Source organism: Exiguobacterium sp., from assembly GCF_020832205.1.
Classification (GTDB): domain Bacteria; phylum Bacillota; class Bacilli; order Exiguobacteriales; family Exiguobacteriaceae; genus Exiguobacterium.
The window spans coordinates 18,906-44,021 of the sequence record NZ_JAFIFD010000051.1 but is presented as its reverse complement, the minus strand read 5'-3'; the positions used below and the strand labels follow the sequence as shown (position 1 = coordinate 44,021).

The 25,116-nt window shown below is 53.3% G+C and carries 26 protein-coding genes; 23 read left to right on the top strand and 3 right to left on the bottom strand.

What is annotated here, in order from left to right; genetic code table 11:
• The 7 genes from JJU47_RS13885 to JJU47_RS13855 form a co-directional block, all read left to right on the top strand.
• Positions 1-1,336: DNA translocase FtsK (locus JJU47_RS13885; RefSeq protein ID WP_228620534.1), on the top strand; the 1,336-nt coding region annotated here is incomplete at its 5' end.
• A 402-nt stretch (positions 1,337-1,738) separates the two neighbouring features.
• A complete protein-coding gene (locus JJU47_RS13880) occupies positions 1,739-2,458 on the top strand; it encodes a GntR family transcriptional regulator (RefSeq protein WP_228620532.1) in 720 nt (239 codons plus the stop codon).
• 131 nt (positions 2,459-2,589) lie between these two features.
• A complete protein-coding gene (locus JJU47_RS13875) occupies positions 2,590-3,675 on the top strand; it encodes a BMP family lipoprotein (protein WP_228620542.1) in 1,086 nt (361 codons plus the stop codon).
• Between the two features lie 61 nt (positions 3,676-3,736).
• Positions 3,737-5,263 (top strand): ABC transporter ATP-binding protein, encoded by a 1,527-nt coding sequence (locus tag JJU47_RS13870; protein ID WP_228620530.1) that lies wholly within the window; start codon positions 3,737-3,739, stop codon positions 5,261-5,263.
• Entirely contained in the window at positions 5,260-6,324 is a 1,065-nt protein-coding gene (locus JJU47_RS13865; protein ID WP_228620528.1) for an ABC transporter permease, read from the top strand. Before JJU47_RS13870 ends, JJU47_RS13865 begins: the two co-directional genes overlap by 4 nt.
• The gene (locus tag JJU47_RS13860) at positions 6,321-7,280 is read left to right on the top strand and encodes an ABC transporter permease (protein ID WP_228620526.1); all 960 of its coding nucleotides are present in this window, start codon (positions 6,321-6,323) and stop codon (positions 7,278-7,280) included. Before JJU47_RS13865 ends, JJU47_RS13860 begins: the two co-directional genes overlap by 4 nt.
• Before the next feature lie 83 nt (positions 7,281-7,363).
• Entirely contained in the window at positions 7,364-8,173 is an 810-nt protein-coding gene (locus JJU47_RS13855) for a thermonuclease family protein (RefSeq protein ID WP_228620524.1), read from the top strand.
• 46 nt (positions 8,174-8,219) lie between these two features.
• On the opposite strand, the gene JJU47_RS13850 is transcribed toward JJU47_RS13855, so the two are convergent.
• On the bottom strand, positions 8,220-8,468 hold the full coding sequence (locus tag JJU47_RS13850) for a ferredoxin (protein WP_021067177.1): 249 nt from the start codon (positions 8,466-8,468) through the stop codon (positions 8,220-8,222).
• A gap of 146 nt (positions 8,469-8,614) precedes the next feature.
• Here JJU47_RS13850 and JJU47_RS13845 point away from each other — a divergent pair, with 146 nt between their 5' ends.
• The 7 genes from JJU47_RS13845 (at position 8,615) to JJU47_RS13815 (ending at position 15,403) form a co-directional block, all read left to right on the top strand.
• A complete protein-coding gene (locus JJU47_RS13845) occupies positions 8,615-9,637 on the top strand; it encodes a YpbB family protein (protein WP_228620522.1) in 1,023 nt (340 codons plus the stop codon).
• Positions 9,621-11,048: a RecQ family ATP-dependent DNA helicase gene (locus JJU47_RS13840; protein WP_228620520.1), complete on the top strand. Its 1,428-nt coding sequence runs from the start codon at positions 9,621-9,623 to the stop codon at positions 11,046-11,048. The genes JJU47_RS13845 and JJU47_RS13840 overlap by 17 nt, the downstream gene beginning before the upstream one ends.
• A 41-nt stretch (positions 11,049-11,089) precedes the next feature.
• Positions 11,090-11,293, top strand: coding sequence for a hypothetical protein (locus JJU47_RS13835; protein WP_228620518.1), 204 nt, complete (start codon positions 11,090-11,092; stop codon positions 11,291-11,293).
• A 175-nt stretch (positions 11,294-11,468) separates the two neighbouring features.
• A complete protein-coding gene (locus JJU47_RS13830; RefSeq protein WP_228620516.1) occupies positions 11,469-12,326 on the top strand; it encodes a MerR family transcriptional regulator in 858 nt (285 codons plus the stop codon).
• 64 nt (positions 12,327-12,390) lie between these two features.
• Entirely contained in the window at positions 12,391-12,972 is a 582-nt protein-coding gene (locus tag JJU47_RS13825) for an adaptor protein MecA (RefSeq protein ID WP_228620514.1), read from the top strand.
• A gap of 96 nt (positions 12,973-13,068) precedes the next feature.
• The gene (locus JJU47_RS13820) at positions 13,069-13,986 is read left to right on the top strand and encodes a D-alanine--D-alanine ligase (protein ID WP_228620511.1); all 918 of its coding nucleotides are present in this window, start codon (positions 13,069-13,071) and stop codon (positions 13,984-13,986) included.
• 148 nt (positions 13,987-14,134) lie between these two features.
• Complete coding sequence (locus JJU47_RS13815; protein ID WP_228620509.1) at positions 14,135-15,403, top strand: Glu/Leu/Phe/Val family dehydrogenase; 1,269 nt, start codon at positions 14,135-14,137, stop codon at positions 15,401-15,403.
• 67 nt (positions 15,404-15,470) lie between these two features.
• On the opposite strand, the gene JJU47_RS13810 is transcribed toward JJU47_RS13815, so the two are convergent.
• Both JJU47_RS13810 and JJU47_RS13805 read right to left on the bottom strand, forming a co-directional pair.
• A complete protein-coding gene (locus JJU47_RS13810; RefSeq protein WP_228620540.1) occupies positions 15,471-16,478 on the bottom strand; it encodes a YpdA family putative bacillithiol disulfide reductase in 1,008 nt (335 codons plus the stop codon).
• A gap of 28 nt (positions 16,479-16,506) precedes the next feature.
• The gene (locus JJU47_RS13805; protein WP_228620507.1) at positions 16,507-17,478 is read right to left on the bottom strand and encodes an asparaginase; all 972 of its coding nucleotides are present in this window, start codon (positions 17,476-17,478) and stop codon (positions 16,507-16,509) included.
• Positions 17,479-17,587: 109 nt separating this feature from the next.
• On the opposite strand from JJU47_RS13805, the gene prsW reads away from it, so the two are divergent.
• From prsW to JJU47_RS13760, 9 genes are all read left to right on the top strand, one after another.
• Positions 17,588-18,244 (top strand): glutamic-type intramembrane protease PrsW, encoded by a 657-nt coding sequence (gene prsW, locus JJU47_RS13800; RefSeq protein ID WP_228620505.1) that lies wholly within the window; start codon positions 17,588-17,590, stop codon positions 18,242-18,244.
• 20 nt (positions 18,245-18,264) lie between these two features.
• Positions 18,265-18,930 (top strand): flagellar brake protein, encoded by a 666-nt coding sequence (locus JJU47_RS13795; protein WP_228620503.1) that lies wholly within the window; start codon positions 18,265-18,267, stop codon positions 18,928-18,930.
• 74 nt (positions 18,931-19,004) lie between these two features.
• Positions 19,005-19,682: a (d)CMP kinase gene (gene cmk / locus JJU47_RS13790; protein WP_228620501.1), complete on the top strand. Its 678-nt coding sequence runs from the start codon at positions 19,005-19,007 to the stop codon at positions 19,680-19,682.
• Positions 19,679-20,302 carry a lysophospholipid acyltransferase family protein gene (locus tag JJU47_RS13785; protein ID WP_228620499.1) on the top strand — a complete coding sequence of 208 codons (624 nt, stop codon included), beginning with the start codon at positions 19,679-19,681 and terminating at the stop codon, positions 20,300-20,302. Before cmk ends, JJU47_RS13785 begins: the two co-directional genes overlap by 4 nt.
• Before the next feature lie 141 nt (positions 20,303-20,443).
• Positions 20,444-21,589, top strand: a complete 1,146-nt coding sequence (rpsA, locus tag JJU47_RS13780; protein ID WP_228620496.1) for a 30S ribosomal protein S1 — start codon at positions 20,444-20,446, stop codon at positions 21,587-21,589.
• A gap of 129 nt (positions 21,590-21,718) precedes the next feature.
• Entirely contained in the window at positions 21,719-23,029 is a 1,311-nt protein-coding gene (der, locus tag JJU47_RS13775) for a ribosome biogenesis GTPase Der (RefSeq protein WP_228620494.1), read from the top strand.
• A gap of 17 nt (positions 23,030-23,046) precedes the next feature.
• A complete protein-coding gene (locus JJU47_RS13770) occupies positions 23,047-24,090 on the top strand; it encodes an NAD(P)H-dependent glycerol-3-phosphate dehydrogenase (RefSeq protein ID WP_228620492.1) in 1,044 nt (347 codons plus the stop codon).
• Between the two features lie 80 nt (positions 24,091-24,170).
• Positions 24,171-24,371, top strand: a complete 201-nt coding sequence (locus tag JJU47_RS13765; protein WP_228620490.1) for a DUF2768 domain-containing protein — start codon at positions 24,171-24,173, stop codon at positions 24,369-24,371.
• Positions 24,372-24,384: 13 nt separating this feature from the next.
• Positions 24,385-25,086, top strand: a complete 702-nt coding sequence (locus tag JJU47_RS13760) for a hypothetical protein (protein WP_228620538.1) — start codon at positions 24,385-24,387, stop codon at positions 25,084-25,086.
• Positions 25,087-25,116: the final 30 nt, after the last annotated feature.

Here is a 25,116-nt window from a genome sequence, read left to right as displayed (position 1 = left end):
ACGCTTGAAAGCGAATGCGACGAAACTCGGCCAGACGCTCAAATCGTTCGGTGTCGGTGTCAAAGTGCTTAAAATTCATTTAGGCCCGACCGTGACGAAATATGAGCTGCAACCTGATATCGGGGTGAAAGTGAGCCGGATCACATCACTGAGCGATGATTTGGCGCTCGCCCTCGCAGCGAAAGATATCCGGATCGAGGCCCCGATCCCAGGCAAGGCGGCGATCGGCATCGAGGTCCCGAACCAAGAAGTCGCCCCGGTCTGTCTTCGTGAAGTGCTCGAAGCAGAACCGGTCAAACGTGAGTCGTCACCGCTCCTCGTCGCGCTCGGGAGAAGCATTAGTGGGGAGACGGTGACGGTCGCCTTGAACAAAATGCCGCACTTGCTCGTGGCCGGATCGACCGGGTCAGGGAAATCGGTCTGCATTAACGGTATGATCGTATCAATCTTGATGCGGACGCGGCCGGATGAAGTCCGACTCATGATGATCGACCCGAAAATGGTCGAGTTGAACGTCTACAATGGCGTCCCGCACTTGTTGACGCCGGTCGTCACCGATCCGAAAAAAGCGGCACAAGCGCTCAAGCAAGTCGTCGCCGAAATGGAGCGGCGGTATGAGTTGTTCAGCCGCTACGGTGTCCGTAACATCGAGGGGTACAATGAGCTCGTCGACAAGTCGGAAGACGAGGACGCGAAACGGTTGCCGTTCATTGTCGTCATCGTCGATGAACTTGCCGATCTCATGATGGTCGCATCGAACGATGTCGAGGACGCAATCATGCGTCTCGCCCAAATGGCTCGGGCGGCGGGAATTCATATGGTGCTCGCGACGCAGCGTCCGTCTGTCGATGTCATCACCGGCGTCATTAAAGCGAACATCCCGTCCCGCATCGCTTTTGCCGTCTCCTCGCAGACGGATTCACGGACGATTCTCGACGGGGGCGGGGCTGAGAAATTACTAGGCCGTGGCGACATGCTCATGCTCGCCAACGGCATGAACAAGCCTGTCCGTGTCCAAGGGGCGTTCGTTTCTGATCAAGAAGTCGAGACGGTCGTCAATCATGTCATCGCGCAACAACGAGCGCAATACGTCGAGGCGATGATGCCGAAAGAAGAAGAAGTGACGACAATCGATTCCGATGACTCGCTGTTCGGAGAAGTCGTTCAATTCATCATGACGCAAGAGACGGCATCGACATCGATGATTCAACGAAGATTCCGCATCGGGTATAACCGGGCGGCCCGCTTGATCGATTCGCTCGAACAAGCTGGATACGTCGGCCCGTCAGAAGGCTCGAAACCACGGAAAGTGCTCGTCAACGAGCAAGAGACGTAAAAATAAAAAGCGAACGTTAAGATGTATGAACATCTCAACGTTCGCTTTTTATTCTTTTTGCAGCAAAAAGGAAATGAGCGTTCAATTCTGAAAATAAGCCTGCTTATGATGACTCATATAGCACATCTGACCTATATGGCCAAATGCGCCATACTACTGAAAAACGTGAAACGCTTTCATATTTTAATACCGTTTTCATTTTACAGATTCTTTTCAAACCGGAAGGTAACAGGTAATATAGACTAAGAGGTGAACAGAATCCCTTCACTTTAAAATATTTCCTTGATTCCGAACAAAAACTATTGCGTTCTAATTCTGGAATCCCTATACTTAATATTGGCAAGGGCATTCATACGTCAGATGTCTGAGCACTGGTAAGAATAGGTAAAGGTGGTGAGGCCCATGTCGATCAAGCTCGATCATCGCTTGCTCTATCTCCGGGTGATTGAGAAAATCAAGCAAGATATCGATGAGGGTGTCTATCGTGAAGGAGAAAAACTTCCTTCAGAATTCGAGTTGTCGAAGCAACTAGGAGTCAGTCGTGCGACGCTCCGAGAAGCGCTCCGTATCCTCGAAGACGAGAAATTTGTCGTGCGGAAACATGGAGTCGGAACGTTCATCAGTTCAAAACCTCCCTTCACATCAGGGATCGAAGAACTGTTCAGCGTAACGGACATGATCATGCGCGCCAAAATGACACCAGGAACAAAAGTATTGGTGGCCGAAAAGGTGTTAGCGACAGAGAGAGAAGCCGACCGTCTAAAGATTGAACCGAACTCTCCGATTTATCGGATCGTCCGGATTCGTTACGCGGACGAAACACCGGTCGTATACTGTGTGGACAAAATTCCCGCACATCTCGTTTCTGATCCTGAAGCCTTGACAGAAGGAAAGTCGCTGTTCGACGCGCTCGAAAAAGAGGTAGGACGTCGGGTCGCATATGCGATCACGCACATCGAACCGAGTGTGAACACAGAGATTTCGACTCAACTTCAAACGGACCAACCGTTACTCGCTTTAAAACAACTGCACTACGATGAGAGCGACTTACCGTTGCTCGATTCAGCAAACTTTTTCCGAGCGGATCGCTTCGACTTCCACGTCGTACGCAAACGCGTCTAAGCTAGTTCGTTTTATCCGGAAACGGTTATTTTTGGGGAACAGCGTGAAAGCGCTTTCTTATACCGGTGTAAAGACTACTGATAACATGACAACCTAAATTGTTATGAACCGAAAGGGGAAACACGACGATGATGAACAAGAAAAAAACGATTCTCTCAGCTTTAGCAGCAGGTCTCACACTCTCGACAGTACTCGCAGCATGTGGCGGGGACGACAATGAAGGTGCTTCAAACGGAGAAGGCGGCGGGGAAGCCGGCGACTTCAAAGTAGCGATGGTAACGGATACGGGCGGCGTCGACGACAAGTCGTTCAACCAATCTGCATGGGAAGGTCTCACGAAGTTTGGGGAAGACAACAACTTGACGGAAAACGAAGGGTTCAAATACCTTCAATCGTCAAAACAAGCGGACTACCAGCCGAACTTGCAGCAATTGGCACGTGACAACTTCAACTTGATCTACGGAATCGGCTTCTTGATGGCTGAAGACATTCAGACAGTGGCGGAGCAGTTCCCAGATAACAACTTCGCGATCGTCGACATGGTCGTTGATGCACCGAACGTCGCATCGATCACGTTTAAAGAACAAGAAGGTTCGTTCCTCGTCGGTGTCATCGCCGGTCTCTCTACAGAGTCGAACAAAGTCGGTTTCATCGGCGGCGTCGAGTCTGACTTGATCAAAAAGTTCGAGAACGGATTTAAAGCCGGTGTCATGGCGGTTAACCCGGACGCGACAATCGACGTCAAGTATGCAGAAGACTTTAACTCAGCAGAAAAAGGAACAGCGATCGCTTCAGGGATGTACGGCGCAGGTTCTGACATCATCTATCACGCAGCAGGCGGTACAGGGGTAGGCGTATTCACTGAAGCGAAAAACCGTAAGAAAAACGGTGAACAAGTATGGGTCATCGGTGTTGACCGCGACCAATACGAAGAAGGACTTCCAGAAGACGTCACGCTCACTTCGATGGTCAAACGTGTAGACACTGCGACGTATGAAGTATCGAAACAGACGATGGACGGGAACTTCCCAGGCGGAGAAATCATCGAGTTCGGCTTGAAAGATGACGGCGTCGGTATTGCCGAAACATCAGACAACCACGTCTCAGACGAGATCCTCGCGAAAGTTGACGAGTACCGTCAACAGTTGATCGACGGCGAACTTACGGCTCCAGCGACAGATGCTGAGTTCGAAGAGTTCATGAAATCAGTAAAATAATTCATTGAGTTAGGGGGGACCCATGCGGTCTCCCTTTACTTAAAGTTAGGGGTGGACTTTCTTGGAATATGTTATTGAAATGCTCAATATTCGCAAAGAGTTCGGAACGTTCGTAGCGAACGACAATATCACCCTCCAACTACGCAAAGGCGAGATTCATGCGCTTCTCGGGGAAAATGGTGCCGGGAAATCGACGCTCATGAACGTCTTGTTCGGTCTCTATCAACCGGAAGGTGGAGAGATTCGCGTGCGTGGAGAAAAAGTGGACATTGAGAATCCGAACATCGCCAACGATCTCGGCATCGGCATGGTGCACCAACACTTCATGCTCGTCGAGAAGTTCACGGTGACAGAAAACATCATCCTCGGTTCAGAACCGAAGAGCGGCTTGACGGTCGACCGGGCTACGGCGCGTAAAAAAGTAATGGACATCTCGGAACAGTATGGCCTCCGCATCGATCCAGATGCGAAAATCGAGGACATCTCGGTCGGGATGCAGCAGCGTGTCGAAATTTTGAAAACGCTCTATCGCGGGGCGGAGATTTTGATTTTTGATGAACCGACGGCCGTGTTGACGCCGCAAGAGATTCAAGAACTCATCCAGATCATGAAGCGTCTTATCGAAGAGGGCAAGTCAATCATCTTGATCACGCATAAGCTAAAAGAGATCATGCAAGTCGCAGACCGCTGTACGGTCATCCGTCGCGGACGCTATATCGGCACGGTCGACATCGACGAGACGGTCAATGAAGATCGCCTTGCTGAAATGATGGTCGGTCGCGAAGTCAACTTTGATGCGGAATATTCCAAGGCAGATCCACAGCAAGTCGTGCTCGACATTCAAAAGCTCGTCGTCAAAGACAGTCGTGGCCTAGAAGTCGTAGAAGGCTTGGATTTACAAATTCGTTCTGGTGAAATTCTTGGCATCGCCGGAATCGACGGGAACGGACAGACGGAACTGATCGAGGCGATTTCAGGACTTAAAAAACCGGAGTCAGGAAAGATTTTCTTGAACGGGAACGATGTGACCGGATTCACCCCTCGTAAAGTGACCGAGGCGGGCGTCGGCCATATCCCGCAAGACCGGCACAAACATGGACTCGTCCTCGACTATACGATTCGCGACAACATGGTGCTCCAGACGTACTACAAAGAGCCTTTCTCGAAACGCGGTTTGATGAATTACAAGGCCGTGGCAGAGAAAGCTAAAGCGTTAATTGAGAAGTTTGACGTCCGAACTCCATCAGTCGACGTACCGGCTCGGGCGTTATCTGGGGGGAACCAACAAAAAGCGATCATCGCCCGTGAAGTCGATCGGTCCCCGGACTTGTTGATCGCGGCGCAACCGACGCGCGGTCTTGACGTCGGCGCCATCGAGTTCATCCATGAACAGTTGATCAAAGAACGGGAAAAAGGACGCGCCGTCCTGCTCATCTCGTTCGAACTTGAAGAAATTTTACACGTGTCCGACCGGGTCGCGGTTCTCTATGAAGGTAAGATCGTCGGAATCCGTGATCCGAAAGAAACGACAGAGCAAGAGCTCGGCTTCTTGATGGCCGGCGGTAAGAGAGGGGAAGAAACAGTATGAACAAGCTAGGACTCAATCGACTTCTCATCCCACTCCTGTCGATCTTGATGGGACTACTCGTCGGGGCGATCGTCATGCTCATCGGCGGTTACGACCCAATCCGCGGTTTTTCGTCGCTCTTTAACGGCATGCTCGGTAGCCCGTACGCGATCGGTGAGACGCTCCGTGCCGCGGCGCCGCTCATCTTCTCAGGTCTAGCGGTCGCTTTCGCGTTCCGGACCGGTTTGTTCAACATCGGGGTCGAAGGCCAAGTGTTGATCGGCTGGGTGGCAGCGGTGTACATCGGGATCAACTTTGATTTGCCGATGTTCATCCACTTGCCGCTCGCCTTGCTCGCGGCGATGCTCGCTGCAGCTGCTTGGGCGTTCGTGCCAGGTTTCCTCAAGGCGAAGTTCCACGTCCACGAGGTCATCACATCGATCATGATGAACTATATCGCCCTCTATACGACGAACGCGATTTTACGTAGCGTCATCGGGGTGACGAACGAACGGACCGAATCGATCAAAGACTCGGCCTCGCTCGCCTCACCGTTGCTTCGTGAATTGACGACGTTCTCGCGCTTGCACTGGGGTATTCTCATCGCCGTGCTCGCTGCCATCGTCTATTACTACATCTTGCAACGGACGACGCTCGGTTATGAGCTTCGCGCCGTCGGCTTCAACAAGCACGCCTCGCAATACGCGGGGATGAGTGTCAATCGCAACATCGTCTTGTCGTTCGTCATCTCGGGTATGTTCGCCGGTCTCGCCGGTGCGATGGAAGGTCTCGGGACGTTCAATGGCATGACGCTCAGCGCGTCGTTCACAGGTGTCGGATTCGACGGGATTGCCGTCGCGCTTCTCGGTGCGAACACGGCCGTCGGTGTCGTCTTGGCGGCTTTGTTGTTCGCCGGACTCAACATCGGTGGGCTCGCGATGCAGCTCGGTGCGAACATTCCGTCTGAACTCGTCAAAGTCATCATCGCTGCGATCGTCATCTTCGTGGCGTCAGGTTACGCACTCAACTATGTAATCGAGAAACTTAAAGGAAATCGTAAGAAAGGAGTGGAGAAAAAATGAGCTTCTTAGAAGTCCTCTATATCGTCGTACCGGTTGCACTTGCCTATGCGACTCCACTCATCATCGCCGCTCTCGGCGGTATCTTCAGTGAACGGTCGGGTGTCGTCAACATCGCCCTCGAAGGGATCATGGTCATCGGTGCCGCGACAGGGATCATCACGACGCTCACGTTGACGAACATGGGACTCGGCGGGCTCAGCCCGTGGATCGCGCTTTTAGTCGCGATGGTCGTCGGTGCGCTCTTCTCGCTCTTCTTGGCTGTGCCGGCGATTCTGTGGCGGGCTGACCAGACCGTTCTCGGTGTCGCGATCAACATGCTCGCCGTCGGTCTCGCCATCTTCGTCGTCCGTGTCTTGTACAACAAAGGACAGACCGACTTCATTCAATACCGGATCGCCAAAGAGAACGTGCCGATCTTGTCGGACATTCCGGTGCTCCGCATGTTCTTCATCAACGTCCAGTACACGTCGTTCATCGCAATCGCACTCGCGTTCGTCGTCTGGTTCGTCATCTTCAAGACACCGTTTGGTCTGCGTCTTCGTTCGGTCGGGGAACACCCGATGGCGGCGGATACGATGGGGATCAACGTCACGAAAATGCGCTTCATGGGCGTCATGCTCTCGGGCGCGTTCGGTGGTCTTGCCGGTGCGGTATACGCCGTCACTGTCACGACGAACTTCAGTGGGACGACGATCGTCGGACAAGGCTTCCTTGCCATCGCTGCGATGATCTTCGGAAAATGGAATCCGCTCGGTGCCCTCGGAGCCGGTCTCTTCTTCGGATTCGCTCAAGCACTCTCGATCATCGGCAGCAACTTGCCGGTCATCAACAACGTGCCGCAAGTGCTGCTCTTGATCGCACCGTACGCGCTCACGATTCTCGCGCTCGCTGGAGTCGTCGGACGGGCTGATGCGCCGAAGTCAGTCGGTATCCCGTATATTAAAGGGAAACGTTAACGAAAGAAAGGACATATGTCCCGTTTACGAAAGGTTGTTTGACGCTTAAGTCGAACAACCTTTTTTGTTATACTCATAAAGAGGTGAGACAATTGAAAAAAAGATGGCAATGGCTGTTCGTCTTTTTGGCGACGATCGTGCTGTCCGGCTGTTCGGTCGACGACTGGTTCGCCGGCCAAGTCGACCCGCCCGAATCGCTCGTTGAACTGGAGGCGGACTATCCGAGTGCTGACGTCGGGAAGCAAGTCGCCCGACCGATTGGCAAGACAGAGACGGTCACGCTCGACCGCGTCGTCGATGGCGACACGCTCAAAGTCGAGTTCGAGAGCGGCGCGACCGAATCGATTCGCCTGCTCCTCGTCGACACGCCAGAGACGAGTCATCCGACACTCCCGGTGCAACCGTACGGAGAGGAAGCGAAATCGTTTGTCGAGCGTTGGCTCCCGGAAGGGGACACGATCACCCTCGAGTATGATGTCGGGCGCTATGACCGGTATCAGCGCACGCTCGCTTACGTCTGGTACGACGGGGTGATGCTGAACGAGGAATTGTTGCGGCGCGGTTTGGCCCGAGTCGCGTACATCTATGCCCCGAACACGCAGCACGTCGATGCGTTTCGGACGGTCGAGCGATCAGCGAAAGAAGCGTTGCTCGGCATCTGGAGCCTCGAAGACTACGTGACAGGGAACGGGTTTGACCATGAGGCGACGACGCCTGCGACCCCGAAACCGAAGACAGATCGTGATTGTGACATAAAAGGCAACATCAACCGAGACGGGGAGAAAATCTATCACGTCCCGGGCGGTGCGAGCTATGAGCGGACGAATGCCGAGGAGATGTTCTGCTCTGAAGATGAAGCCGAAGCAGCAGGCTTCCGGAAGGCGGCCCGCTAAAAAAAAGAGAGACATGTATGTCTTAGACACACATGTCTCTCTCCGCTTATTCGTATTTGAGCGCATCGCCGTCGAACGATTCGTCTGCGACTTTGATTGAGTCGGTCGGACAACCTTCGAACGCATCCATCAAGTCCTCGTAAAGCTCATCCGGGACTTCGATCGTACCTGTGTTGTCGTCCATCAAGTTGAAGGCGAGACCTTCATCATCATAGTCGAAGATGTCCGGGGCGGCGGCTCCGCAAGCTCCACACGCGATGCATGTATCTTTATCAACAATTGTAAATTTTGCCATTATTAACCCTCCATACGTTTCGTCTCTCTTCATAGAAATCGACTTTCTACTGACTATGAGTAATTGTAGTCTACATACCCGATTATTTCAATGAGGAAACGAACATCGTTTTGGAAGAATAATGATTTTTGAGAGGAGGTGGCACGATGGTTCATTTAGCTGACGGGGTGCTGCTCCTCGCGATCGACCGTTTAAAAGGAGAGCGCAGCGAGCGGAGTCTGTTTCACGTGTTGAACGGGAAACGGTCGGCGACGACACTTCAAGATGCGTTCTTTTATGACCTTGAACCGGTGTTCGGGATGTTCCCGTACACGAAATATGATTACGAGAAACTGATGGCCTCGTTAGAGAAACGAGGCTGGCTCAACCGTTCGACGTTCACACTGACCGGGGCAGGTCAGCTTTTAGCTGCTCCGGAAGCGGTGAGTGACTTATTTGAACGTCTCGGCGGTGAACAGCGCGACTATACGACGATGACGTGGAAACGTCTCAGTCTGTTCATCCAGACGTTCATGTCGCTCGAGCATAAACGGACGTTCTATCCGGTTCAGGCGGACCGGCTCGCCGAACGATGGGTGAAGCAAATCGTCCGGTCCGACCGGGACTGGCGTCCGTTGATCGAGTCGTTTCACGCAGAACTCGAGACTGCGCTCGAGGCGGTCGGAGACCCGTATGCGACCGCTGTCGTCTACCGGTTCACGGGTGCGTTCGAGACCGGCTACACGTATGAACAAATCGCAACGCTCCTCGACGTCGATGCTCGGACGGCCCGTCTTTACTTTTTAGCGGGATGGAACGCGTTGTTGAACCAATTGCCGGAAGACGCCAAACTCCGAGGATTTAGCCACGGTCTGTCTCGTGAACGGATGACGCTCTCGGCACGGGAGTCGTTTGACTTGTTGACGGCAGGGCGTTCGTTCTCGGAAGTACAATCGCTGCGGCGGTTACGTACTTCGACAATCGAGGATCACGTCGTCGAGATGGCGATGTATATCGAGGAGTTCCCGCTCGACCAATTCGTGCCAACGCGATGGATCGCTGAAGTGGAGCGGCTCCGCGAAGGCGAAAGTTGGGCGTTGAAACCGATTTTTGACCAGATCGACGAACTTAGTTATTTCCAGATTCGCTTAGTGTTCGCAAGACTGAAACGAGGTGAGACGTTTGTATGAGAAAACTTTGAAACGAGTATTCGGCTATGACTCATTTCGTGAAGGCCAACGCGATGTCATCGAGGCGGTCGCGGACGGACAAGACGTGCTCGCCATCATGCCGACCGGGGCCGGGAAGTCGTTGACGTTCCAGTTGCCGTCCTACATTAAAAATGACGGGCTGACGATCATCGTCTCCCCGCTCCTCTCGTTAATCGAGGATCAGATGCTCCACATCCGTGAGCGCGGTGAACGTGGCGTCGCCCGGCTCACATCGATGGAGACGCTTGAAGAGAAACAGGACATCTTGAACCACTTGAAGCGTTACCGCTTCTTGTATTTGTCGCCGGAACAGCTTGCTGTGCCGCACGTGACGCGCGCGCTGTCGAATACGAAGATTCAAATGCTCGTCGTCGATGAAGCGCACTGCATCTCGCAATGGGGGCATGAGTTCCGGCCGGAGTATGCCCGGCTCGGCGAATTGAGGAAACAGCTCGGCAGTCCGCAGTGCATGGCCGTGACGGCGACCGCACCGGAGACGGTCAAACGCGACATCATCGAGAAATTGGCGTTATTCTCCCCGTCGCAGTTCGTCCATTCGGCGAACCGTCCCGAGATTCGGCTCATCGTCGAGCGTCTCGACACCGATCAGAAGTTGCCGCGACTCGTCGATCTCGTTCGCGAAGTGCCGAAGCCGGCCGTCATCTATACGGCGACGCGGCGTGAAGCGGAGTCTCTCGCGATGGCGCTCGATGACGCCTTGTTTTACCACGGTGGCATGTCGACCGAGGACCGTCGCCTCGTCCAATCCCAGTTTTTGAGAGATGAAGTGGCGGTCATGGTATGTACGAGCGCGTTCGGGATGGGGGTCAACAAAGACAACGTCCGTAGCGTCATCCATTTCCAGCTCCCGGCGACGCTCGAGGCGTACATGCAAGAAATCGGCCGCGCCGGACGGGACGGGGCGCCTGCTTTCGCGGTGTTGTTGTACGCCGAAGGGGATGAGCGGATTCAACAGTTTTTAATCGACCAACAATATCCGAAAGAAAAAGACATCCGGGTCGCATATTTTGAGCGGGAAAACGGCACGAGTTTGGCTCAATTGCCGCGTCTCCTGAAAATGAACGAAGAAGACCCGGTGTGGGGATTGTTAAAACAGATGCTCGCGGAACGAACGCTTGCCGGTGCCATCGATTGGGTAAAGGAAAGAAAGCGCGACCGCTATCGCCAACTCGGTCAAATGATGGATTACGCCCTCATCAAGACGTGCCGGCGCGACTATTTGTTGCGTTACTTCTCGGAACAACCGGTTGACCAACAACCTTGCTGCGACGTCTGCGGAGAGATTTCGTTCCCTGAAAGCGAGCAAGTTGTGTCTAAAAATGTGACAGAATGGAAACATCGGTTGGCCCGCATCTTTTCCTTTGATTGATATCATAGTAAAATGATAAAAAAGGTAAAGGAGGACATACGTTGCGACATCGGAACCAGGCGGATTCACTCCGTGACAAAGTGGTGGATACGTTGCCGTCTCGATCGGAACGGCAAGAATACGAACGTAAAGAAAAATTGAATGACAATTGGTTGAAACGGCCACTTGCCATGATGCTGACACTTTCGATGTTTGCTATTATTCTGGCATTTTTATATATAGGGCGTCACGCGATCTTTTTATAACCGATACGGCGTAAAAGCCGTATTTTTTTTATGAAATCTTGCCAATCCCTTCCTTTTACGGCTCGTTTGGAAACGATGCGCCATTTTTTATATGAATTTGCACAATAAAACAGGCGAATTGACGGGCATGGGTCTATACTAAAAGAGAAGACTAGTTAGGAAAGGAGGGGCTGTCATGCCGAAATACTCCATTAAGACGGTCGCATCACTCACGGGAGTGAACCCGACGACGATTCGGGCGTGGGAACGTCGCTACCAATTTATCGTCCCGAGCCGGACCGATTCGGGCCACCGTCTATATTCGGAACAAGACGTCGAAAAGATCAAATGGGTCGTCGAGAAACAACGTGAAGGGTTGACCGTGTCCCAAGCGATCCAACAACTCCATAAGGCGCCTGAGCCGAAGCCTGAGCGTCTCTATGATGAAGAATTGAAAGACGGCTTGATGGATGCGTTGCTCGCTTTCGACGAGCGCCAAGCGCATGATTTGATCAACCGTGCTTTCAACACGTTCAGTTTTGAAAAAGTGACGAAAGATATTATCGGACCGTTGCTCATGGACATCGGCACACGGTGGGAGAACGATACGATCACGATCGCGCACGAACATTTCGCGACAGCGTTTCTCCGGTCCCGTCTGTCGACGTTGTCGTTGCAAATGCCGATGAACCCGTTTTTGCCGCGCATCGTCTGTGTGTGCGCCCCGGAAGAGATGCATGAGATCGGACTGTTGTTCGTCACGCTCTACTTGAGACAGCACGGCTATGACGTTATCTTTCTTGGATCGGGTATCCCGAAAGAAGACTTGAGTACGGCGCTATATGACATCGAGGCGAAATGCCTCATCTTCTCGTGCACGCTTTCCGAACATCTCGACGGACTCGAGTCGGCGATGGCATATGTGAAGACGGATCACCCGGACCTCGTCATCGGTGTCGGCGGTTATGCCGTCAGTCAACAGGCGTCCCGGTTCAAAGAGGCGTTTCTCGGCAATTCACCTGAAGCGTGGAACGAGTGGCTCGCAACAATTTGACAGTTCGGTGAAACGAGAGTAGCTTATTGTTATGTAGGAACGATTATTCTTTGGAGGTTTTCGTTTGAGATTTGAAAAACAAACAAAAGAACATTTGAGAGTGTATTTGACTGCGAATGAGCTATCGCTTCGAGGCATCGCCATCGATACGATCGTCGGAGAGAGCGGACAGGAGCTCTGGCGTGAACTGCTCGAGACGGCGGAGGCCGAGTACGGGTTTTCCCCGCAAGGCGCCGTCGATTTGAACGTGACGATGTTCCCGCGTGACGGGATTGTCATCGACGTCCAAAAAGTGGGGGCGGTCGAACCGGAAGCAGACCAAGAACAAGTCGAAATCCGTTTGACGATCGACGTGATCCACCATTTGATTTACCAGTTCGAAGACATCGAGGACGTCATTGACGCCTCGGTCCGCTTGTTCCCTTTCATGCGCGACACGGAGCATGGCGGGGCGCTCTACCATTACGAAGGACGCTACTATTTGCATTTCGCGGAAGTACTGCCTCCTCGCGTCGAAGAGCCACTAGCTGCCATCCTCTCCGAATACGGAAAGACGACGACCGTCAGCCCGTACGTCATGCTCGAATACGGCAAGACGATTCAAACAGAACAAGCGGTGAAAGAGCTGTACGATGCGTTTGCGTGAGTACGGCTTTTTCACCGTTCTGTTTCTATTGTTTTCGCGCCGCCCGTGGTATGATAAAACTTGAATTTTTCAGAAGATAGTCGAAGGAGAGATTAGATGAGAGTCGCGGTGTTATATGGAGGAGTATCGGGTGAGCGGGAAGTATCGCTCACGAGCGGAAAAGGTATGATCGAGGCGCTGAAAGAAAGAGGGCATGAAGTTGTGGCCATCGATTTCCACCCCGATCGGGCGGAAGAGTTATTGCAGCTCGAAGCGGATGTCGTCTTGAGTGCGCTTCACGGGAAGTATGGCGAGGACGGTCGCGTCCAGTCGCTCCTCGAGATGGCGCAACTTCCGTACACCGGTTCTGGTGTATTGGCGTCAGCGCTCGCGATGGACAAAGCGCGGGCAAAAATTATTTTCAAGGCGGCCGGCATTCGCGTCGCGCGTGACGTGCTCGTCGAGGGTACAGATGAAATCGATGAGAAAGTCGCGGAGTGGGGTGGCGAGTTTCCGTGTGTCGTCAAACCGGCGCAGGAAGGCTCGTCGAACGGATTGACGATCGCGATGGACGAGACGATGTTACGTGACGGGATCGCCAAGGCGTTCCAATGTGACACGGCCGTGTTGGTCGAACAATATATTAAAGGGCGCGAGTTGACCGTACCGGTGCTAGGCAACCGCGGGAACGAATACGCCCTACCGGTCATCGAGATCATCCCGAAAAATGAGTTTTACGACTATGAGTCGAAGTATACGGAAGGCGGATCGGTGCACGTCTGTCCGGCTGAACTTCCTGAAGCGTTGACGAAAGAAGTGCAAGAGGCGGCCGTGCTCGCGCACCGAGCACTCGGTTGTGCCGGCTATTCGCGTTCTGACTTCCTCGTTTCAGAAGACGGGCTCGCTTACATTCTCGAGACGAATACGCTCCCGGGCATGACACCGCTCAGCCTGTTCCCGGACAGCGCCCGTGCGGTCGGCATCTCATACGGTGAATTGCTCGAACGTTTCATCGAACTGGCGTTAGAAAAGTAAGGAGGGGCCACCCCTTCTTTTTCTTTTAGAAAACGCTTTCATTATTTTTGTAAAACCCTTTCAAATTGGTCGTGTATCAGCTATACTTTTAAACGAATACGAGGTTGATTCTTGGGGGAGAATTGACAACTTAGGGGAGGAAACCTTCATGATTACGGATCAAGAAAAAGGTCATCAAAAACGAAAAAACATCCTGGAATCGACACAAGAGGTCATTCACGAGGCGCTCGAGAAGCTCGGCTATCCAGATGAGATGTATGAGCTTTTGAAAGAGCCGCTCCGGATGTTGACCGTTCGCATTCCGGTCCGCATGGACGATGGATCGACGAAAATCTTCACCGGCTATCGGGCACAGCACAACGATGCCGTCGGACCGACGAAAGGCGGGATTCGTTTCCACCCGAGCGTCACGGAAGTGGAAGTGAAGGCGCTATCGGTATGGATGAGCTTGAAGGCCGGGATTGTCGACCTTCCATATGGCGGCGGGAAAGGCGGTATCGTCTGTGATCCGCGTGAGATGAGTTTCCGTGAAATCGAACGTTTGAGCCGCGGATACGTACGTGCCATCAGTCAAATCGTCGGACCGACGAAAGACATTCCGGCACCTGACGTCTTCACGAACTCACAAATTATGGCGTGGATGATGGACGAATATAGCCGGATCGATGAGTTCAACTCACCAGGCTTCATCACGGGTAAACCGCTCGTCCTCGGCGGTTCGCACGGGCGTGAGACGGCGACGGCCAAAGGTGTCGCCATCATGATCCGTGAAGCAGCTCTCCGTCGCGGGATCGAGTTAAAAGGCGCTCGCGTCGTCGTCCAAGGGTTCGGTAATGCCGGCAGCTTCTTGTCGAAGTTCATGTACGACGCCGGAGCTAAAGTCATTGCCGTCAGTGACGCCTACGGGGCGATTCACGATGAGAACGGCCTTGATATCCCGTATCTCCTTGACCGCCGAGATTCGTTCGGGACGATCTCGACGTTGTTCAAAAACACGATCTCCAATCAAGAGATGCTCGAGCTCGACTGTGACATTTTAGTGCCGGCCGCCATCGAGAATCAGATCACAGAAGACAACGCCGATAATATTAAAGCGTCCATCGTCGTCGAGGCCGCGAACGGACCGACGACGAACGAAGCGACACGCATCTTGACAGAGCGTGGTATCCTCCTCGTACCTGACGTGCTCGCCTCGAGCGGTGGTGTGACGGTCTCATACTTCGAATGGGTACAAAACAATCAAGGGTATTACTGGACGGAAGAGGAAGTGGAAGAGAAACTTGAAAAAGTGCTCGTCCACTCGTTCAACACCGTGTACAACACGTCCTCGGCCCGCAAAGTCGACATGCGTCTCGCCGCTTATATGGTCGGTGTCCGCAAGATGGCGGAAGCGTCTCGTTTCCGCGGTTGGGTATGATATAAGTACGTTGATCGCCAAAAAGAGGGAGTGCCTGAAGTCAGGCGCTCCCTCTTTTTCGATGTTGTCATGACGTCACTTCGTTCCGCTCTCGGAGCGTCTCAGCGATCGCTTTTCCATGGAATCGGCCGTTCTCGATGAAGATCTTGTTGGCGTCATTTCCAGCGGCGACGACACCGGCGATGAACAGACCGTCGACGTTCGTCTCATACGTCGATTCGTTGAACGACGGGACCCCTGTCGCTTCATCGATCTCGACACCTGATTCGGCAAACAGCCCATGATCCGGCAAATACCCGGTCATGGCGAGCACGTGGTCGGTTGCGACTCGTTTCTCGACGCCGTGCTGCACGTACACGACGTGGTCCGTCTCGATGCGGATGATCTCGGCTTCGAGCTCGAGGCGGACTTTCTCATGACGGACGAGCGAATCGAACGCCGGGAGCACCCACGGCTTGACCGATGGGCTGTACGCATCTCCGCGGTAGAGCACCGTGACGTGAGCTCCTGCTTTCTCAAGTTCGATCGCCGCATCGACGGCCGAGTTTTTCCCGCCGATGACGGTGACGTGTTGACGGTAGAACGGGTGCGCTTCTTTGAAGTAATGCGAGACGTGAGGGAGCTCTTCCCCCGGTACGTCGAGATTACGAGGACGCCCGTAATAACCTGTCGCTAAGACGACGTAGTCCGCTTCCCGTTCGATTTGTCCGTGTCGCTCATGATGAGACGTCACGACAAAGCGTCCGTCACTCTTGTCGATGGAAGTGACCGTTTCAAACGGTCTCACCTCGAGGTTCGTCCGGCTCACGACTTCCCGGTAGTAGACGAGCGCGTCTTGACGACGCGGTTTCAAATCTTTACAGATGAACGGGATATCCCCGATTTCAAGTAAGTTGGCAGACGAGAAAAACGTCTGGTGGGTCGGATAACGATAAATCGCGTCGACGATGTTGCCGCGCTCGATGATCGTGCATGAGATGCCGACCCGTTCTAGTTCGATGGCCGCCGATAGGCCGCAAGGACCGGCACCGACGATAATGGCCTGTTTGTTCAATGAAATCACCTCATTCCCCATTGTATGGAAGCGGGCGGGTGTTGGCAAGTCACTGCTGGAAGCTGAAACTGTGCTCCATGACCGGTTGAGACGATCCCGCCTCGAGCTCGACGAGAAGCCGGAGCCGGGCTTTTTGCGAGTTGAGTCCGTTCGAGAAGATGACACCCATGTCTTTCAACTGCTTGCCGCCGCCTTCGTAGCCGTAGACGTCTTGGACGATCCCGTTGAAACAACGGCTGACGATGACGACCGGGATGTGGGCGACGAGCCGCTCGAGTGCGGGAATGATCGTCGGCGGGACGTTCCCTTGACCGAGCACTTCAAGGACGAGACCGTCATACCCGAGATCGAGGACGGCTTCAAGCAAGTCAGGTTCCATGCCGGCGACGACTTTTAACACGGCGACCCGTTTCGTGATGTGTGAAATCATCTTCGCTTGCCGCGTCATCGGCTGGCTGTAAATGAGGACGTGATCTTTTGTCACCATGCCGACGTTGCCGAAGTGGACCGATTTGAACGTGTCGACCGATGACGTATGCGTCTTCGTGACGTTGAACGCCGAGTGGATCTCGCCGTTGAAGACGACGAGTACGCCTTTGCCGCGCGCCGCCTCGCTTCTTGCGACACGGAGTGCCGTGATGAGATTGAACTCTCCGTCTGAGCCGATCTCGTTAGAAGAGCGCATCGCTCCCGTCAGTACGATCGGCACCGGGGCGCCGAGCGTGATTTGGAGGAAGTAAGCCGTCTCCTCGAGCGTGTCGGTACCGTGGGTGATGACGACCCCGTCATACGTGTCTTGCGTCAATTGTTGGGCGATGAACTGGGCGAGTTCGAGCATCTTCGCCGGCGTCATATGCGGGGACGGGATGTTCGAGAAATGTTTTGTCGTGATTCGGGCAATATCGGTCGCTTTTGGCAACGTCGCGTCGATCGGATTAATATCGCTCGGTGAGACGTGTCCTGACCCGGTTTGGGACATCGCGATCGTGCCCCCGGTGTGAATGAGTAATAAATGATTCATACGTAAACCTCCAACTTTTTTTGTTCGATTCTTCCAATTTCTAGGCGTTAACTACTTTTTCTTTCGTTCGTTTCAGTGTATGCTTAACGGTAGAGAGGAGAGATGCATCATGATTGCAATCGCCTTGTCTGCGGTAGCGCCAGGGTTCGCCCTTCTTTCCTATTTCTATTTGCGACATGAATTGGAAGCGGAACCGCTCGGCTATGTGATTCGTTCGTTCGTTGCCGGAGCCATCCTCGTCTTTCCGATCATGTTCATCCAATACGCGCTCGAAGAGGAAGGTGTCCTCACTAGCCCGTTTTGGAAGGCGTTCGTGGCTACCGCGCTTCTTGAAGAGTTTTTTAAGTGGTTCATGATTTATTATACAATATACATACATAAAGTCTTTGATGATTACTACGACGGGATTCTCTATGCGGTCGCCTGCTCGCTCGGCTTCGCCACGTTAGAGAATTTTCTATATTTATGGGTGTACGACTCACTCGAGATCGCAATCTGGCGAGCTGTCTTGCCGGTGAGCGGACACGCCTTGTTCGCCGTGGCGATGGGCTTTTGCCTCGGGCGTGCGAAGCATTCGTCGCGCGAGCGGTTGTGGCTCTTCATCGCGGTCGCCTCGGCGACGCTCATGCACGGCGTGTTCGACTACATCTTGCTCATCGACCCGACGAACAAAGTACCGGCCGTGCTCTATATCGTCGTGCTGTGGATGGTGGCCTTATTGCTCGTCCGTGCCGCCAATCGCTCTAATCGTCGTCAATTTAAATAGCTAAAAGGGGAATTGAGTTTATGTTAAAAGTTGGTCAAGAGTTACGGGTGGAAGTTGAAGGGAGAAACGAAGGCAAAACGAAAATCGCGGCGATCCATGACGATGTCGTCTGGATCGAGTCGCCGAGTGAAACGGCGACGCTAAAAACGTTCTTCTTGCACGAAGAAGAAGCGTTGCGCGTTTATTTCTTTAAAGGAGAAGACCAACTGTTCGCGTTCAACACCGTCATCACAAAACGAGTGAGCGACGCCCAACTGACACTCCGCTACGCGTTTGCGCTCCCTAAAGCAGAAAACATCAAACGCGTCCAACGTCGCGAATATTTACGAGTGCCGGAAATGATCAATGTCACGGTGCTCGCCGCCGATGGACAGGCGTTTCCCGCGTTCGAGACGACATCGCTCGACGTGTCGGCCGGCGGGATGCGCATCGTCGCCAATCGGGCTCCGATCGAGATCGATGAATCGCTCATCGTCGTGTTCCGCATCGAGGACGACCGAGGCATGCCGCAGACGTTCCGCGTGAAAAGCCGTCTCGTCCGTGTCCACGAACAGGCCGTCAAACAAGAACTGTCCCTTTGTTTCGAGAACTTGACGCCGCGTGACCAAGAGACGATTTTACGTTACTGTTTCCGCGCCCAGCTCGAGGCGCGCAAACGGACGGGCTCTGTATTTTCTTCACGATAAAAAACTGGTATGATGTTCTCGGAACAAATGACCGAGAGGAGGCGGGTATCGGGAGCAGCCGATACCCAATTTTTATGATGAAACCGTTACAGATTGCACTAGATGGACCGGCCGGAGCCGGTAAAAGCACGATTGCCAAAACACTTGCCAAAAAACTTGGCTACGTCTATATCGATACAGGGGCGATTTATCGCGCCGTCACGTATCGGGCGCTCAAAGAAGGAATCGGTCTTGAAGACGGTCCGGCGCTCGCTGCGATGATCCACCACATGGACTTGCGTCTCGTTCCGAGTGAATCCGGGCAACGGGTGTTCGACGGGGTCGCGGAAGTGACGGACGAGATTCGCTCAAGTGAAGTGACGAATAACGTCAGCTTCGTTGCGAGACAAGCTGAAGTGCGCGACGCGCTTATGGACTTGCAGCGCGACCTCGCGCGTGAAGGTGGGATCGTCATGGACGGCCGTGATATCGGTACGCACGTCTTGCCGTCTGCCGACTTGAAAGTGTTTATGACCGCGACCGTGGAAGAACGGGCTCGCCGGCGCCACGAAGAGAACGTGGCAAAAGGGATCCCGAGCAACTTCGAACAGCTGAAAGAAGAAATTGCCCTTCGTGATAAACGAGACTCTGAACGCGTCGTCGCGCCGCTCCGTCAAGCCGATGACGCCCATTTCCTCGATACGACCGACTTGTCGATCGACGGTGTCGTCATGGCGATCGAGCAGTTGATGAAGCAGGTGATCAACCGATGAAGCCGCTCAACAACGGACCGTTCGGCATGTATCGGCTCACGGTCGGCGTCGTCAACATCATTCGGAGGTTGAGCTTCCGGGTGGAGTACGTCGGCCGCGAAAACGTCCCGCTCGACGGCTCAATGATCGTCTGCTCGAACCACCAGTCAAACTGGGACCCGGTCTTGTTGGCCGGGGCGATGCCAAAACAACGCCAGCTCCGTTTCTTCGCTAAGAAAGAGCTGTTCAACGTGCCGGTATTGAAGCACATTTTGAACCGGTCCGGTCAAATCCCGGTCTCGCGCGGGGAAGGAGATCGCCAGGCGCTTCGCGTCGTCCTTCAAAAGTTGAAGGAAGACGAGGTCATCTCGATCTTCCCGGAAGGCACCCGCTCAAAAGACGGGACGCTCGGGAAAGCGCAAGCCGGTGTCGGCTTCTTCGCGCTTCGCTCCGAGGCGGCTGTGTTGCCGATCGCGATCATCGGTGAATACAAGTTCCGTAAACGGCTGAAAGTCGTCATCGGTGAACCGGTCGACTTGTCTGCCTTAAAAGCAAACAAAGCGAGCGCGCAAGCCGCAGCCGACTTGATCATGGCGCGAATCAACGGATTGTACAAAGAGCATTCACGGAACGTTCGTTAAATTCAGGTTTAATCTGTTGCGAGGAAAGGTACTAATCTGATAACACCTTGACAAATCTTCGGAATTATAAGAAGTTTATACTAGGTGTTAAGCGCCTTTGGGCGCTCCTTTTTGTACTCATCGTGAGGGGGTAGTGTTGGAATGGTCGAAGAAATGAAAGATATGCCTGATTTTGAAATTAATCGAGGTCAAATCGTGACCGGTACAGTCGTCAAAATCGAGGACAAGCAAGCGTTAATCGATATCGGTTACAAGACCGAGGCGATTTTGCCAATCAGCGAAGTATCAAGCATGCATTTAGACGATTTAAACGAATCACTCCATGTCAACGACGAAATCCGTGTCAAAGTGAAGAAAGTCACGGACGAAGAGGTTGTCGTATCGAAGAAAGACGTGGATGCCGAGGCAGCTTGGGATCAAATCGTCGAAAAATACGAATCAGGTGAAGTATTCGAAGTCATGGTAAAAGACAAGGTCAAAGGCGGTCTTGTCGTCGACATCGGGATTCGCGGATTTATCCCGGCCTCGCTCGTCGAAAGTCATTTCGTCGAGGACTTCTCATCATACTTGCATAAACCGATCACGGTCAAAGTCGTCGAGATCGACCGTGAAAAGAATCGCGTCATTCTCTCGCACAAAGCGGTCGCTGAAGCAGAGATGAGCGCGAAAAAAGCTGAGACGCTCGAATCGCTCGAAGTCGGGCAAATTATCGAAGGAACGGTGCAACGTCTGACTGACTTCGGTGCGTTTGTCGATATCGGTGGCGTCGATGGCCTCGTCCACATCTCGGAAATGGCGCATAGCCGTGTTGAAAAACCGAGTGATGTCGTGACAGAAGGCGACAAAGTGAAAGTGAAAGTACTCGGCCTCGATCTCGACAACGAGAAAGTGAAGTTGTCGATCAAAGAGACGCAACCGGGTCCTTGGGAATCGGTCGAAGGCCAGATTCAACCTGGTGATGTCATTACCGGGAAAGTGAAACGTCTCGTCACGTTCGGTGCGTTCGTCGAAGTCGCCCCGCAAGTCGAAGGGTTGCTCCACATCTCGCAAATCGCGAACCGTCATATCGCGACGCCGTCTGAAGTGTTGTCAGAAGGGCAAGAAGTGAAAGTGAAAGTACTCGATGTGCATCTCGACGAGAAAAAGATTTCACTCTCGATGCGTGCGCTCGAGTCAGCCGAAGCTTCACACGATGAAGACAAGGCGCTCCTTGACGAATACAGTGACCAAGGGGGATTCTCCGTCTCTGAACTCACAGGCGAAGAGTCTTCGGACGATTCTAAATAAGACGGTCGTTCAAGCGGGAGTCGTGCTCCCGCTTCTTTTTGTATGGTCACCGAATTTCCGCTGTGATATGATAGTACAGTTGCATTTAGAAACGATTATTTATTGAATGAAAGTTAGAGAGGTGTTTTTATGGGAATTCCAGCAGTGGCCATCGTAGGCCGCCCGAATATTGGGAAATCCACGATTTTCAACCGGATTATCGGTGATCGCGTGTCGATCGTCGACGATAAACCGGGAGTGACACGCGACCGTATTTACGGTACGGGTGAGTGGTTGAACCGCAAGTTCCATCTAATCGATACAGGCGGGATCGAGGTCGGCGACGAGCCGATCCTCGTCCAGATGCGTCACCAAGCCGAGCTTGCCATCGATGAGGCGGATGTCATTATCTTCATGGTAAACGGACGGGAAGGCATCACGGCAGCGGACGAAGAAGTCGCGAACTTATTGTTCCGTTCGAACAAGCCGATCGTGCTCGCTGTCAACAAAGTCGACAACTTCGAGATGCGTGATCTCATGTATGAGTTCTACTCGCTCGGATTTGGCGACCCGTTCCCGATCTCGGGAACGCACGGCCTCGGTCTCGGTGATTTGCTCGACAAGGTGTTCGAGCTCGCGCCAGACAAGGACGAGTACGAATACAATGAAGACGTGATCCTCTTCTCCCTCATCGGACGTCCAAACGTTGGTAAATCAAGTTTGACGAACTCGATTCTCGGAGAAGAACGCGTCATCGTCTCGGATGTCGCCGGTACGACACGCGATGCGGTCGATACACCGTTCACGCGTGACGGTCAAGAGTACGTCATCATCGATACGGCCGGGATGCGAAAGCGCGGCAAAGTATACGAGTCAACGGAACGTTACAGCGTCATGCGTGCCCAAAAGGCGATCGAACGTTCGAACGTCGTCCTCGTCGTCCTCGACGGCGAAGAAGGCATCATCGAGCAAGATAAACGTGTCGCCGGACTCGCCCACGAGGCCGGGAAGGCGATCGTCATCGTCGTCAACAAATGGGATGCCGTCGAGAAAGACGACAAGACGATGAAAAAGATGGAAGAAGAGATCAGAAAAGAGTTCTTGTTCCTCGACTATGCCCCGATCGTCTTCTTGTCGGCGCTCACGTCAAAACGGTTGCAGACGCTTCTTCCGGTCATCAACCAAGTGGCCGAGTCGCATCGTCGCCGTATCGGCACGAGCGTGTTGAATGACGTCATCGTCGATGCCGTCGCGATGAACCCGACACCGACGGACAAAGGACAACGACTCAAGATTAACTATGCGACGCAAGTGGCCATCGAGCCGCCGACGTTCGTATTGTTCGTCAACGATCCGGAGTTGCTTCACTTCTCCTACAAGCGTTATCTAGATAACCAGATTCGCCGCGCGTTTGATTTTACCGGAACTCCGGTTCATATCGTGGCTCGTCAGAAAAACTAGTGATGGGGGTGCCTCATATGGCAAAAGTAGCTGTCATCGGCGCAGGAAGTTGGGGAACGGCGTTATCGCTCGTCCTCGCTGACAACGGTCATGACGTATTGCTCTACGGTCGTGAGGAAGATCACGTCGAAGAGATCAACACGTCGCATACGAATACGACGTACTTGAAAGATGCGCCGTTGCCGGAATCGATCCGGGCAACGACCGATTTGAAAGAAGCGATCGACGGACGGTCGATCATCTTTCTCGTCGTCCCGAGCTCGGCGATTCGACCGGTGTCCCGGGAGTTAAATACACTTCTTACGGAACCGGCCGTCATCGTCCACGCCGCGAAAGGGATCGAACCGAAGACGCATAAACGGCTGTCTGAAATCATCGCAGAAGAAGTCGCGCCGTCAAAACGTCGCGCGATCGGGGTGTTGACCGGTCCGACTCACGCCGAAGAAGTGGCCGTGCGTAAACTGACGACGATCACCATCGCTTGTGAAGATTTAGACGTCGCCGACGAGATTCAAGAACTGCTCACGAACGATCAATTCCGAGTTTATTTGAACTCGGACGTCATCGGGGCGGAGTACGGCGGTGCGTTGAAAAACATCATCGCTCTCGCCGCCGGAATGACCGACGGCCTCGGATACGGGGATAACGCGAAAGCGGCCCTCATGACGCGAGGCATCGTCGAGATCGCCCGGCTCGGTGTGAAGCTCGGGGCCAACCCGGCGTCGTTCTCTGGATTGACCGGGATCGGCGACTTGATTGTGACGGCGACGTCACAACATAGTCGCAACTGGCGGGCCGGGAACGCGATCGGCCGCGGCGAGAAACTCGAAGACGTGCTCGGTCAAATGGGAATGGTCGTCGAAGGAGTGCGTGCCTGTGAGGCGGCGCATACGCTCGCCCGTGAGGCCGGCGTCGAGATGCCGATCACCGAAGCGCTCTATAACGTCCTGTTCGAAGGCAAGAGCCCGCATGATGAAGTGAAAAAGTTGATGAGACGCCCGCAAAAGCATGAAATGGAGGAAGTATTCCATTTCGAGGGTGACGAAGAAGTGAGGGACTGACGTTTTCGTTCAGTTCCTCGCTTTTTTTTGCTACACTAATGTACGGAGAGAGAATTAAAGAGAAAGTCGAGGGGATAGACGTGACACCGTCACTCATCAAAATGTGGATTTCATTCGCAGGAATCGGGGCGTTCGCGATTGCCGCGCTCATGGTAGCCGTGAGCCATACGAAGCTTTCGGGCTGGTTCGCGACACTCGTGCGAGTCATCGCATTCGTTATTTTTTTATTCGGGACGCTCATTATGATTTATGTGGTCGCCTCGGGACCGACGGGAGGATAAACTGTTGAAACGAATGTTATTAACTGTCAGCCTGTTGGCGGCGACCGTACTTAGCGGTTGCATGTTCCCGCAGACGAACCGTGTCGACAACGTTCCATACGACGACCAGTTGCGGTCCGTGCAGACGGCCGTCGACTCGTTCAAAGAGACGGCCGGGGTATTGCCGATCAAGACGAAGCCGGCGGAGACGCCGCTCATGGAGCGGTACCCGATCGAATTCGGCCGACTCGTCCCAGGTTATATGGCCGACCCGCCGGCGAACAGCTTTGAAGGCGGCGGACTGTTTTTATACGTCCTCGTCGACGTTGAGACCGAACCGGCCGTGAAATTGATCGATTTACGCGTGACGGAACGTCTGCAACAGTTGCAGACGAACATTAACTCGTTCCGCATCAAAGAAGGCAAGTTCCCGTTCGATGGATCGCTCGGAAAAAACCAGTTCACGATTGACTACGATCTCGTCTTCGTCGCCGATGAACCGAAAATCCCGAGTCCGTACACCGATAACGAGCTTCCGATATACGTGGATGGGAGTGGGCAATTATTTGTCGACTACCGGGCCGACCTCGAAGCGGCGCTTGAAAACACGAATGCGACGCCTGAAGTCGGTGAAGATATTCGGTATTTGCTCTATAATGATTCACCATTCGCCCCGGCTTATTCGCAAGGCTATACGATAAATGAACAAGGCGACGTTGAGTTTTTAAACAACTGATCCGGGAAGCGCGTCCAAAATATGCTTATT